The 12,435-nt window shown below is 60.4% G+C and carries 14 protein-coding genes; 1 reads left to right on the top strand and 13 read right to left on the bottom strand.

Annotated features, from left to right (window positions below):
- The 3 genes from ACYVRZ_RS11585 to ACYVRZ_RS11575 all read right to left on the bottom strand — a co-directional run.
- The coding region (locus ACYVRZ_RS11585; protein ID WP_461227049.1) for a hypothetical protein at positions 1–201 on the bottom strand (201 nt) is incomplete at its 3' end.
- Positions 202–251: 50 nt separating this feature from the next.
- On the bottom strand, positions 252–863 hold the full coding sequence (rpsD, locus tag ACYVRZ_RS11580) for a 30S ribosomal protein S4 (RefSeq protein WP_461227047.1): 612 nt from the start codon (positions 861–863) through the stop codon (positions 252–254).
- A gap of 175 nt (positions 864–1,038) precedes the next feature.
- The gene (locus ACYVRZ_RS11575; protein ID WP_461227045.1) at positions 1,039–1,521 is read right to left on the bottom strand and encodes a GAF domain-containing protein; all 483 of its coding nucleotides are present in this window, start codon (positions 1,519–1,521) and stop codon (positions 1,039–1,041) included.
- 171 nt (positions 1,522–1,692) lie between these two features.
- On the opposite strand from ACYVRZ_RS11575, the gene ACYVRZ_RS11570 reads away from it, so the two are divergent.
- Positions 1,693–3,399, top strand: coding sequence for a septation ring formation regulator EzrA (locus tag ACYVRZ_RS11570; protein WP_461227043.1), 1,707 nt, complete (start codon positions 1,693–1,695; stop codon positions 3,397–3,399).
- A 76-nt stretch (positions 3,400–3,475) separates the two neighbouring features.
- Here the strand turns inward: ACYVRZ_RS11570 and wecB are convergent, their stop codons facing one another.
- From wecB to mreB, 10 genes are all read right to left on the bottom strand, one after another.
- The gene (gene wecB, locus ACYVRZ_RS11565) at positions 3,476–4,630 is read right to left on the bottom strand and encodes a non-hydrolyzing UDP-N-acetylglucosamine 2-epimerase (RefSeq protein WP_461227041.1); all 1,155 of its coding nucleotides are present in this window, start codon (positions 4,628–4,630) and stop codon (positions 3,476–3,478) included.
- Positions 4,631–4,779: 149 nt separating this feature from the next.
- A complete protein-coding gene (locus ACYVRZ_RS11560; RefSeq protein WP_461227039.1) occupies positions 4,780–5,466 on the bottom strand; it encodes a methionine ABC transporter permease in 687 nt (228 codons plus the stop codon).
- Entirely contained in the window at positions 5,466–6,518 is a 1,053-nt protein-coding gene (locus tag ACYVRZ_RS11555) for a methionine ABC transporter ATP-binding protein (protein ID WP_461227037.1), read from the bottom strand. Before ACYVRZ_RS11555 ends, ACYVRZ_RS11560 begins: the two co-directional genes overlap by 1 nt.
- A gap of 21 nt (positions 6,519–6,539) precedes the next feature.
- Positions 6,540–7,358 (bottom strand): MetQ/NlpA family ABC transporter substrate-binding protein, encoded by an 819-nt coding sequence (locus tag ACYVRZ_RS11550; RefSeq protein WP_262314756.1) that lies wholly within the window; start codon positions 7,356–7,358, stop codon positions 6,540–6,542.
- Positions 7,359–7,742: 384 nt separating this feature from the next.
- Entirely contained in the window at positions 7,743–9,335 is a 1,593-nt protein-coding gene (locus ACYVRZ_RS11545; protein WP_461227035.1) for a glycoside hydrolase family 3 N-terminal domain-containing protein, read from the bottom strand.
- A gap of 76 nt (positions 9,336–9,411) precedes the next feature.
- Positions 9,412–10,605: an FtsW/RodA/SpoVE family cell cycle protein gene (locus ACYVRZ_RS11540; RefSeq protein ID WP_461227033.1), complete on the bottom strand. Its 1,194-nt coding sequence runs from the start codon at positions 10,603–10,605 to the stop codon at positions 9,412–9,414.
- A gap of 71 nt (positions 10,606–10,676) precedes the next feature.
- On the bottom strand, positions 10,677–10,898 hold the full coding sequence (locus ACYVRZ_RS11535; protein ID WP_461227031.1) for a DUF2969 family protein: 222 nt from the start codon (positions 10,896–10,898) through the stop codon (positions 10,677–10,679).
- A gap of 14 nt (positions 10,899–10,912) precedes the next feature.
- The gene (gene yidD / locus ACYVRZ_RS11530) at positions 10,913–11,197 is read right to left on the bottom strand and encodes a membrane protein insertion efficiency factor YidD (protein WP_461227029.1); all 285 of its coding nucleotides are present in this window, start codon (positions 11,195–11,197) and stop codon (positions 10,913–10,915) included.
- 4 nt (positions 11,198–11,201) lie between these two features.
- Positions 11,202–11,372, bottom strand: coding sequence for a DNA-directed RNA polymerase subunit beta (locus ACYVRZ_RS11525; protein ID WP_262314761.1), 171 nt, complete (start codon positions 11,370–11,372; stop codon positions 11,202–11,204).
- 23 nt (positions 11,373–11,395) lie between these two features.
- The gene (gene mreB, locus ACYVRZ_RS11520; protein ID WP_461227027.1) at positions 11,396–12,385 is read right to left on the bottom strand and encodes a rod shape-determining protein MreB; all 990 of its coding nucleotides are present in this window, start codon (positions 12,383–12,385) and stop codon (positions 11,396–11,398) included.
- Between the last annotated feature and the right edge of the window lie 50 nt (positions 12,386–12,435).

Below are 12,435 nucleotides of genomic sequence, written 5' to 3'. Positions count from 1 at the left end.
AACTTCATCAACCGCATTTTCTTGGAGCGCGTCTGGTTCAAACCAAACGGCATCAAAAAGAGCGTCCGGACCAATTAAGGTCCAGACACTCTCATAAATCTGTATCAACTCCACTTGACGAAGAGCCAGAAAAAAAGCACGCCCAGAATGGGCGTGCAATGGACTTACTATCCGAGTTGTAGCTTCTGCAACAATCTGCAACAGCAGAGGTCCGATAAACGTTGAGTTGACAACGTTGGTGGCCCTGAATATTACAGCTTCTGGTTGTAGTATTCAACGACCAGCGCTTCGTCAACATCTGGTTCCAGTTCTTCGCGCTGAGGCAGACGAACCAAGGAACCTTCCTTCTTGTTGTCGTCGAAGGTCACGTAGGCAGGGCGGGAAACCGTGCTTTCGAGGGCTTCGTTGACGATTGCCAGGTTCTGGGAGCGTTCGCGCAGGGCGATCACTTGGCCAGGACGGACTTCGTAAGAAGGAATGTCAACGCGCTTGCCGTCCACGGTGATGTGACCGTGGTTGACCAGCTGGCGAGCCTGCGGACGCGTGGTCGCAAGGCCAAGACGGAATACCAAGTTGTCCAGACGGGTTTCGAGCAGGACCATGAAGTTATCACCGTGGGTGCCTTCCTTGATCTTGCCGGCGCGAATGAACAGGTTCTGGAATTGGCGTTCGTTCAGACCGTACATCCAACGCAGCTTCTGCTTTTCGGTCAGTTGCTGACCGTATTCAGAAACCTTGCGACGTTGGTTGTTGCCGTGGTCACCAGGAGCGTACGGACGACGCGCGAGTTCCTTACCAGTGCCGGAAAGCGACAGACCGAGACGGCGAGACTGCTTCCAGCGAGGACCAGTATAACGAGACATATTGAAATTCCTCCAAGAATTAAGATTGTTGGAGTAAGTTAATGAATGCGAACTCAGCACACGGGCAGTCACGCTAAGCGTTCACCTTAGCAGCCGGGTTACTGTGCTCTCTCTCAAGGAGTTGCGCCACTGGAGCCGACCATGCCGTTCGCCGCTGCATTAAATTACTCGCGGTCTAGTATACCAAAGCCAAGGCCGCGGCGTCAAGGTGTTTTGCCAGCGCCGCGGCAAAGGCGGTCAGCACCTCCTGGTCGGCGGCGGTGAAGCGGTTCAAGGACGGCGAATCGAGGTCCAAAATGCCGATGCATTGGCCATCGACCACGACCGGCACCACCACCTCTGAGTTGCTGGCGGCATCGCAGGCGATGTGGCCGGCAAAGGCGTGAACATCGGGCACCAGAAGCGACTGGCCCGAAGCAAAGCTGGTCCCCACCACCCCGCTGTCCGGCTTGATGTGCATGCAGGCCACCTGCCCCTGGAACGGGCCGAGGTCCAGCGTTTGGGTCTGCTTGGAATAGAGGTAAAAACCGCACCAGTTGAGGTCGGCCATGGTGTTGTACAAAAGGGCGCTGGCATTGGCCAGGTTGGTCACCGGGTTGGGTTCCCCCTCCAGCAGCGCATCCACCTGAGCCACAACGATGGAATCGAGTGTTGTCATCTTATCACCTTTCAAAAAACGCAAGATGCCGGCCTTTTTCCCGCTAAAAGCCTTTCATGTTCAGGTTCTTTTTGAGATACTAGGGGCAAGGAACTTGCGCAGACTAGTTTGTCGAGAATTCTAGTGGATGAGGCGGCAAATTGCAAGTCGCGCGATGTGGAAGGTGTAATCATGGTGTGGATCATAATCGCAGTATTAGCAATCATCATTATCGTGGGGCTCGGGCTTTGGGCCTTTCAGATTAGGAACAACCGGGCCATCCAGAACTTGGACACGCGCATTTCGACGCTGGACAGCGGCGAGGTCACCGGCTTGATTCGCAACATCGCCCAGCTCGGGCTCACCGGTGCCAGCGAAACGGCGTTCAAGGCGCAGCAAACCGCGTATCAGAAGCTGGCGGAAGGCGAGCTGACCGATTTGCAAACCGCGCTGTTGGATGTCGAGCAGGCCAACAAGCAGTTTCGCTTCAGCACGGTCAAAGAAGACCTCGCCACCATTGACAACCTTCGCGAGAACTCGGCCAAGCGGCTGCACGCGATTCGCCAGGCGCTGCTGGCGATTCAGGAAAGCGAGGCCGACAACCGCCGGCTTTTGATGAACCTGCGCGAACGCTACCAGGCCGCTCGCAAGACCATTCTGGCCAAGAGCTTCGCTTACGGCGACGCCTTGCCGGCCCTGGAGTCGGCGCTGCAGGCGATTGCGGCGCAGCTGTCGGAGATTAACCAAACCAACAGTGACGGCGACCACGACCTGGCCAAAAAGCAGCTGGGCAAGCTCAAACTGAGCGTCGCTTCAGTCGAGCTGGAGGTTAAGTCCCTGCCGCCTTTGGTCAACGCCGTGGTCAACGAGTACCCCCAGCAGCTGGCCGAAATCTCGCGCGGCTACGAGCAGCTCGCGCAGCGCCACTTCCAGTTCACCGAGGATGTGCCGGCTACCGCACAGGCGATTCAAGACCAGGTGACCGCCGCCGCCACACAGATCGAGCAGCTCGAGGTGACCGAGCTGACGGCCAACACCGAAACCATCGCCAATCGCATCGACGCACTTTACGCCGTGATGGAAAAAGAGCTGACCGCCAAGGAAAGCGTTGACAAGGCCCAAGGCGACCTGCGCCAGTTCATCAACCACGCCTACAAGCAAAATCACGCCCTTTTGATCGAGCTGGATCACATCAACCAGTCCTACCAGCTCAACCACGACGAACTCAAGCAGGCGAACGGGCTGAAGCAACAACTTGATGAGCAGGCCAAGATTTTCGAGGCCGAAAGCACCCGGCTGGCGGATCACCAGGCCGTGTACTCCGAAGCCAGCGCCACCTTCGCCAAGATGCGCGGCGACCTCAAGGACATTGAGCTCAAGCAGCAGGCGATCAACGCCAGCATCGGTGGCTTCCGGGCCACCGAGGAGAAGGCCGCCAAGCAGGCCGCGCAGTTCGTGATGGACCTGCGCGACGTCAAGTACGAGGTCTCCCGCCACGGCCTGCCAGGTCTGCCCAAGGCCTACCTGGATTACTTCAATGCCTGTTCCAAGGCCGTGGCCGACCTGAATCACGACCTCAACCAGGTCAAAATCGACTTGGACGCAATCGCCAAGCAGCTGATTCAAAGCGCCGAGGACATCGAATCGCTCAAGCAAAAGAGCCGCGAGCTGATCCAGGCAGCCGGCATGACCGAGGAGCTGCTCCAGTACGCCAACCGCTACAAAACCACCCACGAAGACATCGCCCAGGCCGTGGCCGAAACCAAGGCCGCGTACGGGCGCTACGACTACAAAACCGCGGCCGACACCATCGCCACGGCGCTTGAGGCCACCGAGCCCGGCAGCTACAAGAAGGTCGAAGACGACTACCTGGCGGCGCAGGACAGCGCCTTGTTCTAACCGAACCGTCGACAATTCAAAGACGGCCCCCGCAACGCTGCGGAGGCCGTCTTTTTCACGTTTTGTTTGCGTTCACTCAAGCCTGGGCGTCCGGCACGAACGGTTGAGGCGTCGGACCACCGGCGAATTGATGCGCGATGGCAGCCAGGATGCGCGTCGTCGCCTGCCCATCGCCGTAAGGATTCTTGGCCTGAGCCATCGCGGCGTAGGCCGCCGGGTCATCCAACAACGTGGTCATCGCGGCGGTGACCGCCGCGGGGTCGGTGCCGACCAGCTTGAGCGTCCCCGCCGCGACCCCTTCCGGCCGCTCGGTGGTGTTGCGCAACACCAAAACCGGCTTGCCCAGGGCCGGCGCCTCCTCCTGTACCCCACCGGAGTCGGTCATGATGAAGTCACTTTTGGCGGCGAGGTTGTGGAAGTCCACCACATCAAGCGGCGCGATCAGGTGGATGCGAGCATCCCCGTCCAAGGCAGCATGGGCGACTTTTTGCACCGCGGGGCTCAGGTGAACCGGGTAGACGACCTCGACGTCTGGATGCGCGTCGACCACGGCGCGAATCGCCTTGAGCACCCCGGCCATCGGGGCCCCTTGGTTCTCGCGGCGGTGCATGGTCACCAAGATCATGCGCTTGCTGGCGTCCAGCTCGTCCATCACCGCGTGGTGGTAGTCGGGCCGCACGGTTTGCTGCAGCGCGTCGATCGCCGTGTTGCCGGTGACGTAAATATTGGCCGCGTCGTGCCCCTCCGCCAGCAGATTGTGCTTGGACTGCGCGGTCGGGGCGAAGTACAGATCCGCCAGCACATCCGTCAGCTGGCGGTTCATCTCCTCGGGGTACGGATCGTACTTGTGCCAGGTGCGAAGCCCGGCCTCGACGTGACCGACGGGAATCTGCTGGTAAAAAGCGGCGAGGCTGGCGGCCAGGGTCGTCGTGGTGTCGCCGTGAACCAGCACGATGTCCGGGCGTTCGGCCGCTAGAATCGGCTGCAGCTGGGTCAAAACGGTGCTGGTAATCTCCGCCAGGCTCTGCTGCTGGCGCATGATGTTCAGGTCGTAATCCGGCGTCAGCTTGAAGATCTCAAGCACCTGATCGAGCATCTCGCGGTGCTGGGCGGTCACCACCGTCACCGGGGTGAACTGGTCGGGCCGCTGGGCCAAAGCCAGGCACAGCGGCGCCATTTTGATGGCCTCGGGTCTGGTGCCGAACACCGTCGTTACTTTGATTGTCTTCACGTGAGTCGTCCTTTCCCCCGCTTGCGGCGGTTCAAGTTCAGTCTACCAGAAATCTCGGGTTGCGCCAGTCGCTTTACCAAAATCTTGACGTTTGACGGCCGCCCCGCCACGCAAAAAGGCAGGCCCGTCTCCGGGCCTGCCTCGCGACGCTAGTGATGCAACTTTCGCGCAATCACGTCGCCGACGAACTGAATGATGAACACCAGAATCAGCATCAGGATCATCGCCGTCCAGATCACATCGTTTTGGTAGCGCTGGTAGCCGATGGCGATGGCGATGTTACCCAGGCCGCCGCCGCCGACCGCTCCGGCCATCGCGGTCAGGCCGATTGCGCTGATGATGGTCAAGACACCGACGCGAACCAGCTCGGATGCGCCTTCGCGCAGGTAGACGCGAAAGACGATGGCCCAAGGGCCAAGGCCCATCGCCTGGGCCGCCTCGATCACGCCGGGGTCAACGGTCAACAGCGCGTTTTGGACTTGCCGGGCGAAGAACGGCGCCGTGCCGAGAATCAGTGGCACCAGGGCCGCGGTCGGGCCGATGCCGGTGTGAACCAGCAGGCGGGTCAAGGGATAGACCACGGCCAACAGGATGATGAAGGGAATCGAGCGGAAGATGTTGACCACCTTGTCGAGAATGAAGTACACCGGCCGGTTGGGCAGCAAGCCGCCTTCATCGGTCAAAATCAACAGGAACCCGAGGAACAACCCGAGGATGCCGGAGACCACCGCGGTCCAAAAGGTCATGTAAAGCGTCTGCCAGATGGCCTGAAGAATGCCGCCGTCACCGCCCCAAAGCGGCATCACGTTCGGCAAAATTTTGTTCAGCAAAGACATTAGGCATCCTCCCTTTCATTCAAGTCCTGCACCGTCACGTCGTTGGTCGCAAGGTAGCCGAAGGTCCGGTCGATGTCTGCCGCCGTGCCGCTCAGCACCACAATCAGGTTGCCGAACGGCGTCCCTTGCAGAATCTGAATGTCCCCGAACAAGATGTTGGCGGTGACGTTGAAGTCCTTGTACAGGGTCGCGACCAGCGGCTGGTCGGTCGAGGCGCCGAGGTAGGTCAGCCGCACCAGGCGATCCGGTGCCTGCAGCTTGGCCACCGCCGGCTGCTGCTTGACCGCGGCGATTGCCGCGTCCAGCTGCAAGGTCGTGTCGATGAAGTCCTTGGTCAGCTTCTGCTCCGGCTTGGCGAAGATGTCCAGCAGGTCGCCGCGCTCGATGATCCGCCCGGCGTCCATCACGGCCACCTTGTTGCAGATCTGCTTGACCGCCTCCATTTCGTGGGTGATCAAGACGATGGTCAGGCCGAGCTTTTGGTTCAGCGCCTTCAGCAGGTCCAAAATCGCGCTGGTAGTCTTGGGGTCAAGCGCCGAGGTCGCCTCGTCCGAGATCAGAATCTCTGGATCCGAGGCCAGGGCCCGGGCGATGCCGACGCGCTGCTTTTGGCCGCCCGACAGCTCCGCCGGGTAGGCCCCGGCGCGATCGGCCAGGCCGACCAGCTCGAGCAGCTCCGCCACCTTGGTCTGAATCTCGGCCTTACTCTTGTGGCCGCGCAGCGGAAAGGCCACGTTGTCGGCCACCGTCCGGGAATTCATCAGGTTGAAGTGCTGGAAAATCATCCCGATGCGCTTGCGCTCACCGCGCAGCGCCTTGGCGTCAAGTGCCAGCATGTCCTGGCCCAAGACGGTCACCTGGCCGGCGGTCGGCCGCTGCAGCAGGTTAATGACCCGCACCAGCGTGGACTTGCCGGCACCGGAGTAGCCGACGATGCCGTAGATGTCGCCGCGGTTGACGGTGAGATCCACGTGGTCGACCGCATGGACGCTGCGGGCCTTTTCCTTGAACAACACATCGATTTGATTGAGCGTGATAATCGCTTCAGCCATGATGATCCTCGCTTTCGCTAATTAGAACTTGTAGTTCCAGGCCGGTTCGGTCGAGTTCTTGTAGTACTTCTTCAGAAGCTTCGCGGTGGCCGCGGTTTGGTAGGCCTTGACGATCTTCTTGTAGGTCTTGTTGGACTTGTCCTTGGCCGACTTGGCCGCAATCACATTGACGTAAGGCTTAGACTTAGCGTTGATCTTTTCGACGTAGATCGCGTCTTTGGGGTTCAGGTTGGCGGCGGCGGCGATGTCGTTGTTGACGATCGAGGCGGCGACGTCCTTCAGGTTCCGCGCGGTCTGGGCCGCATCCAGCTCAACGAACTTCAAGTCCAGCTTGTTGCTGGTGATGTCGCGGATGGTCGGGGCGTCGACGCCGCTCTTGAGCTTGATCAACCCGTACTGCTCGAGCAGCTGCAAGGCGCGGCCTTCGTTGGAGGCGTCGTTCGGAACAGAGACCTTATCACCCTTCTTCAGGCCGGCCAGCGACTTCAGGTCATTGGAGTAAGCACGCATCGGGCCGATGTAGGTGGCGCCGACGCTGGTAATCGTCTGGTTGTGCTTCTTGTTCCAGGTGTCCATGAAGGAGATGGTCTGGAAGGAGTTGAGCTGCACGTCGCCGTCGTTCAGCGCCTGGTTCGGCGTGTTGTAGTCGGTGAACTCGACCAGCTTGATGTTGACGTCCTGCTTCTTCAGGCGCTTTTGGATGTCCTGCCAGATGTCTTTGTCGTTGCTCATGATGCCGACCTTGACCGTCTTACTGTCGGCCGACTGACCACACGCGGCGAGGCCGAATACCGGCAGCGCCAGTGCCAATGCGACGATTGCTTTTTTCCATAATTTCATGATGAATCCTCCCAATTTTTGCAAACTATTGTGTTCAGAACAGTCGGCCAAGACGCAAAAACACCGCTCCTAACCAAAGTTAGAAGCGGTGTCCCGCGGTACCATTCTAATTCGACAGACTTCCCGGGAGTCTGCCCTCACTAACGGGTCGTAATCAACCCGCGTGCAAGATAATGGATGCCAGCCATTGCAGCCTTACCCGAAGGTTCGGTGCACCGATCCGTGAGCCATCTTCGTGCCGACTTGCTACCCCGCTCTCATCTACCCGGGTTTTCTGTGCAGTCGTGTCAGCCTTACTCTCTCACATCGTTCGTTTGCGTTCTGAATTGTCTTCGATATTACTCAGTTTTCCCGCCGGTGTCAAGCCTTGACCGGAAAAAATTTTCAGCGGTGGTGGCGCCCCCGCGGTCGACTCATCAGCCAAACGACCGCAGCCCCGAGGGCAACCGCGGCAACCCCGCCCACAAGCCAGGGCCACCAGGCCGCGTGGCGTGGCGTCGCCTTGTCCTCAGCCGCCTTGGTGTCGGCGACCGCTTCAGCCTTGCTTGGCGCGGCGCTGGCGCTGCTGCCGGCGGTTTTGGCCAAGGCCTGCAGCGTCAGTGGCTGCTGGAGCAACTCGCGCGACTCCCTGCCGCTCAGCACGACGTTGACGGTCAGGTGCTGGACGGTTGCCTTCAGCGGCAGTCGCAGCGTGAAGCGCCCCTGCGCGTCGGTGGTGGTGTGACTGAGCGGCTTGTTTCCTTGGCGAACCTGGACGACATAATTGGCCACTTGCTTGGCCGTGAACCGACCGGCCACCGTGGCGGTCGTCCCGCTCACCGTCGGCTTGCCCAGCGTCAGCGTCGGGAGGTGCAGATCGGCGGTGGTCAACAGGCCAAGCTTGCGCTTGAGCTTCAGCAGCCGCAAAACGGCGTGTTGCACCAACGACTGGTCGATGTCGCGCGTCTCAATCGCCTGTTTGATCGCCGGGATCCCGACCGCGTAGTCGTCGGCCATGATCGCGTCGTTGCCGGCCTTCAGCGCCAGCACATCCGGGGTCTTCAGGCCGTGGGCGGCATCGTACTGCTGGATGGCGCCCATCGCCAAGTCGTCGGTGATGATGACCCCGCCAAAGCCGAGCTCGTTGCGCAGCAGCCCGGTAATCACCTTGGGCGACAGCGACGCCGGCAGGTCGGCATCGATCTGACGCATCACGATGTGTGTGACCATGATCGAGTCCACACCGGCGGCAATCCCGGCCTTGAACGGCACCAGCTCGTGGCTCATCAGCTGGGCCTTGGTGCGGTCCACGGTCGCAAACAGCTTGTGGGTGTCGACGGCCGAACCGTAGCCCGGAAAATGCTTCAGCGTCGCCGCCACGCCGGTGCCTTGAATGGCTGGTACCACCTTGCGGATGTAAGCCGCGGTGTTGTCAACGCTTTGCCCCAGCGTTCGCGCGTAGATGAAGCTGTTGGGGTCGCTTGAGACGTCGGCAATCGGCGCGTAGTTCCAGTTGATGCCAAGCGCCTTGAGCTGCTTGGCCTGAGCGGTGGCCGTCGCCAGCACCGCGTTGAGGCCGCCCTGGGCAAAGGCCTGCTGCGGCGATGGGTAGCGCGTCGGGTAGGCCGGCGAATCGTTGAGCCGCGACACCGTGCCGCCTTCTTGATCCGTCGCGATCAAAAGCGGCAAAGACGCCGCCTTTTGAAATCGCAAAAGCCCCGCTTTCAAGCTCGCCGTCGGCTTGGCCATGTCCGTGCCAAACAGGATCAACCCGCCTAGGTGGTACTTGGCGACGTCTGCGGCGGTCGTGTCATCGCTCGCCGGCTTTCTGGCGATGAACAACTGACCGATCTGCTCGTCCAGGCTCATGTCGGCCACGGCCTGCGCCAGCTGGGCGTCGCTTGGTGTTGCGGCCGTCACGGCGCGGCGTGGCACGGTCGCCAGCGTCAGCGTCGCCGTCAGCGTCAACGCCAGTCCCCAAACCCTACTTTTTCTCATCTTCTCCCGCCTTTCGTAAGCATCGTATCACACGCCGCGGCGTAAAAAAAGCACCCAGGCCGGGCCTGGGCACCCGTCACTTGAACGACTCTTCCTCCCGCGAGAACATGTAGCTCTGGTGGTGGAAGCGCATCGACAGCACCATCCCCACCGACAGCATGTTCGCGAGCAAGAATGACCCCCCTTGCGACACGAACGGCAGCGGAATCCCGGTCAAGGGCAGCAGGCCGATGTTCATCCCGATGTTTTCGAACACGTGAAACAAGATCATCATGATCACGCCGGTCGCGATGTAAGCGTAAAACTCGTTTTGCGTGTCGAAGGTCACCCGAATCATCTGGTAGATCAAGAGGAAGTACAGGAGAATCAGCGCCGCACAGCCGATGAACCCGAAGGCCTCGCCGATGGCGGAAAAGGCCATGTCGGACTCCCGCACCGGCACCGAGACCTTCAGGTTGTTGAAGCCGCGGCCGAACATCTCACCGGAGCCGATTGCCTTCATCGACTGCCACAGCTGGTACGACGAGCCGCTGGTGGCGCCGGCCGGATCCAGCCAGGAATCGATGCGCTTGAACTGGTAGTTCTTGAAGCCGACGTGCAGCAGAATCTTGCGGCCCCAGTCCTCAATCACCAGCAGAATCGTGCCGGTGCCGATGGCCGCCGCCCCCAGCCCGATCGGCAGGATGATGCGCCAAGTGATGCCGGACACCAGCACAACCCCGGCGAAAATCGCGGCGAACACCAGCGAGGTCCCGAAGTCCTTTTGCAGGATCATCAGCACCAACACCGGCAGCGTCCAGAGCAGCATCTCGCCGATCAGCCGCCAGTCATTGGCCCAACTGTGCTTCATCGCGACGTTGTGGTTGGTCACTACCCGGGCTAGCATCAGGATGTAGGCGGGTTTCATCACCTCGGAGGGCTGAAAGGTCACGGGGCCGAACTTGAACCAGCTGTGAGCTCCGGTGTTTCTGGCCACATCCGGATCGTAGAGGAACAGCACGGCGATCAACAGCAGGATGCCTAGGCCGTACAACAGGGGCGCCACCCGCCAGAGCTGCTCGGCGTCGAACTGCATGACGAAGAATATCCCGGCGCCGCCGATCACGTACCACAGCGCCTGCATGATCATCGCCCGCATCGGTCGCGACGAGGCGTCGCTTGACACCGCCATGTAAATCGCTGCCATGCCGAACAGCGCCAGTAGCATCACCGACAGGATGATGCCGTAGTCGATTCGGTCTTCTTTTTTGCGCGTTCGCGTTTGTGTCATCTGTGCCTCCCGTGTTATCGTCAGAAACAAAAACCGCGCCGAAGCGAGCCTCGGCGCGGTGGTTGCCCCACTCAGCTGTGGTGCAAGTGGTACTCCGAGATCAAAAACGCAACCGCGTCGTCCATCGTCTTGAACCGATTCGCGCTGGTCTGACCGGCGATGTACGCCAGGAAGCGGTTTTCGATCGGTTCAACGTAGCCGATTTCGTTCTTGGCCACGGTCAGGACCGACACCGTGTGGCCGTTGCGGGTCACGTCTTCTTGTTGAACCATGATTTTTTGTTCCTTCGCCATGAAATGCTCCTTGTCTAGTGATGAAAGTTGAACTGATCGGCCTCGGCGATGTTCCGCTCGGGATCCGGATTGCGCCGCAGCGTGAAGAAGTCGGGCACCGGGTCCAGGCCACCGCGAATGAATGGGTTGCAGCGCAGAATCCGCGCCAGGCCCATAATCAGCCCCTTGACGGCACCGTGCTTGACCAACGCCTGGATCATGTAGGTCGAACAGGTCGGGTAATAGCGGCAGCTGGGCGGCAGAAGCGGCGAGATGAAGCGCTGGTACCCCCGCACCAACCCCATCAGCAATCTCTTCATGCCGCTACCTCAGAAAATCGAGGATGTGCGACCAGGTGCTTGGGGCAAGCACCGCCCAGGGGTCGCCGCCGCCGATGGCGTAGCCGACCATGGCCCCGATGACCAGCGCCGCAATCACGAGGATCACCAGGATCAGCAGGTGTTTCAAGACGCGTGTTGCATACTGTGAGCTCACCGCTTGCCCTCCTTTACCGGTAATCAGTACTGCTTGTGATGCGCGATGTTGTCCAGCAAAACGCCGGTGCCCAGTGCGACGGCGTCCAGCGGATCATCGGCCAACAGCACCGGCACCTTGAGCTCGGCGGCAAACAGGTGGCTGATGCCCTTGAGCAAGGCGCCGCCGCCGGTCAGCATGACGCCGCGGTCGATGATGTCGGCCGAAAGCTCCGGCGGGGTCTTCTCCAAGACGTCCTTGGCGGCACTGACAATCGCGGCCATCGTGTCGCTCAGCGCCTCTTGCACCTCGACGCTTGTGACCTCGACCTCGCGCGGCAGGCCGGTGGCGATGTCGCGGCCGCGAACCTCCATCTTCTCCTCCGGGTCGGCCTCGTACACGGCGCCAATCTGAATCTTCAGCTGTTCGGCGGTGTGCTCACCGATCAACAGCTTGTGCTTGTTCTTGACGTAGGCGGCGATGGCCGAGTCCATCTTGTCGCCGGCCAGGCGCAGGCTGCGACTGGTGACGATCTCGCCCATCGACAGCACGGCGACGTCGGAGGTCCCACCGCCGATGTCGATCACCATGTTGCCCTGCGGCTGGAAAATGTCCAGCCCGGCGCCGACCGCGGCGACCTTGGGCTCGAACTCGAGGTAGACCCGCTTGCCCCCGGATTTTTCGGCGGCCTGAATAATCGCCTTTTGCTCAATCGAGGTGATGTTGGTCGGGGCGCAGATCAAGATGTTAGGCTTGGACATGAACCCCTTGACGTTCAGCTTGTTGATGAAGTACTCAAGCATCGCCTCGGTGATGTCAAAATCGGCGATCACGCCGTCCTTGAGCGGGCGAATGGAGCGGATGTTGCCGGGGGTGCGACCTACCATCTTGTAGGCCTCGGTGCCTACCGCCAGCACCTTGCCCGTGTGTGTATCGATCGCAACGACGGACGGCTCGTTCAGTACGATGCCCTTGCCCTTCACGTTGATGAGGACGTTCGCGGTCCCCAGGTCGATCCCAATGTCTTTTGCCATTGTCTTCTTCTCTCCTCAATGATTTCTAACACAAAAGTATACCACAGCTT

This window comes from Lacticaseibacillus suihuaensis, from assembly GCF_054785075.1.
This window is presented reverse-complemented; position numbering and strand designations above follow the sequence as displayed.

Coding starts and splice junctions, on each gene's coding strand:
- rpsD (WP_461227047.1), bottom strand. CDS start 863: ATGTCTCGTTATACTGGTCCTCGCTGGAAGCAGTCTCGCCGTCTCGGT.
- mreB (WP_461227027.1), bottom strand. CDS start 12,385: ATGGCAAAAGACATTGGGATCGACCTGGGGACCGCGAACGTCCTCATC.
- ACYVRZ_RS11550 (WP_262314756.1), bottom strand. CDS start 7,358: ATGAAATTATGGAAAAAAGCAATCGTCGCATTGGCACTGGCGCTGCCG.
- yidD (WP_461227029.1), bottom strand. CDS start 11,197: ATGAAGAGATTGCTGATGGGGTTGGTGCGGGGGTACCAGCGCTTCATC.
- ACYVRZ_RS11535 (WP_461227031.1), bottom strand. CDS start 10,898: ATGGCGAAGGAACAAAAAATCATGGTTCAACAAGAAGACGTGACCCGC.
- ACYVRZ_RS11575 (WP_461227045.1), bottom strand. CDS start 1,521: ATGACAACACTCGATTCCATCGTTGTGGCTCAGGTGGATGCGCTGCTG.
- ACYVRZ_RS11560 (WP_461227039.1), bottom strand. CDS start 5,466: ATGTCTTTGCTGAACAAAATTTTGCCGAACGTGATGCCGCTTTGGGGC.
- ACYVRZ_RS11570 (WP_461227043.1), top strand. CDS start 1,693: ATGGTGTGGATCATAATCGCAGTATTAGCAATCATCATTATCGTGGGG.
- ACYVRZ_RS11555 (WP_461227037.1), bottom strand. CDS start 6,518: ATGGCTGAAGCGATTATCACGCTCAATCAAATCGATGTGTTGTTCAAG.
- ACYVRZ_RS11545 (WP_461227035.1), bottom strand. CDS start 9,335: ATGAGAAAAAGTAGGGTTTGGGGACTGGCGTTGACGCTGACGGCGACG.
- ACYVRZ_RS11540 (WP_461227033.1), bottom strand. CDS start 10,605: ATGACACAAACGCGAACGCGCAAAAAAGAAGACCGAATCGACTACGGC.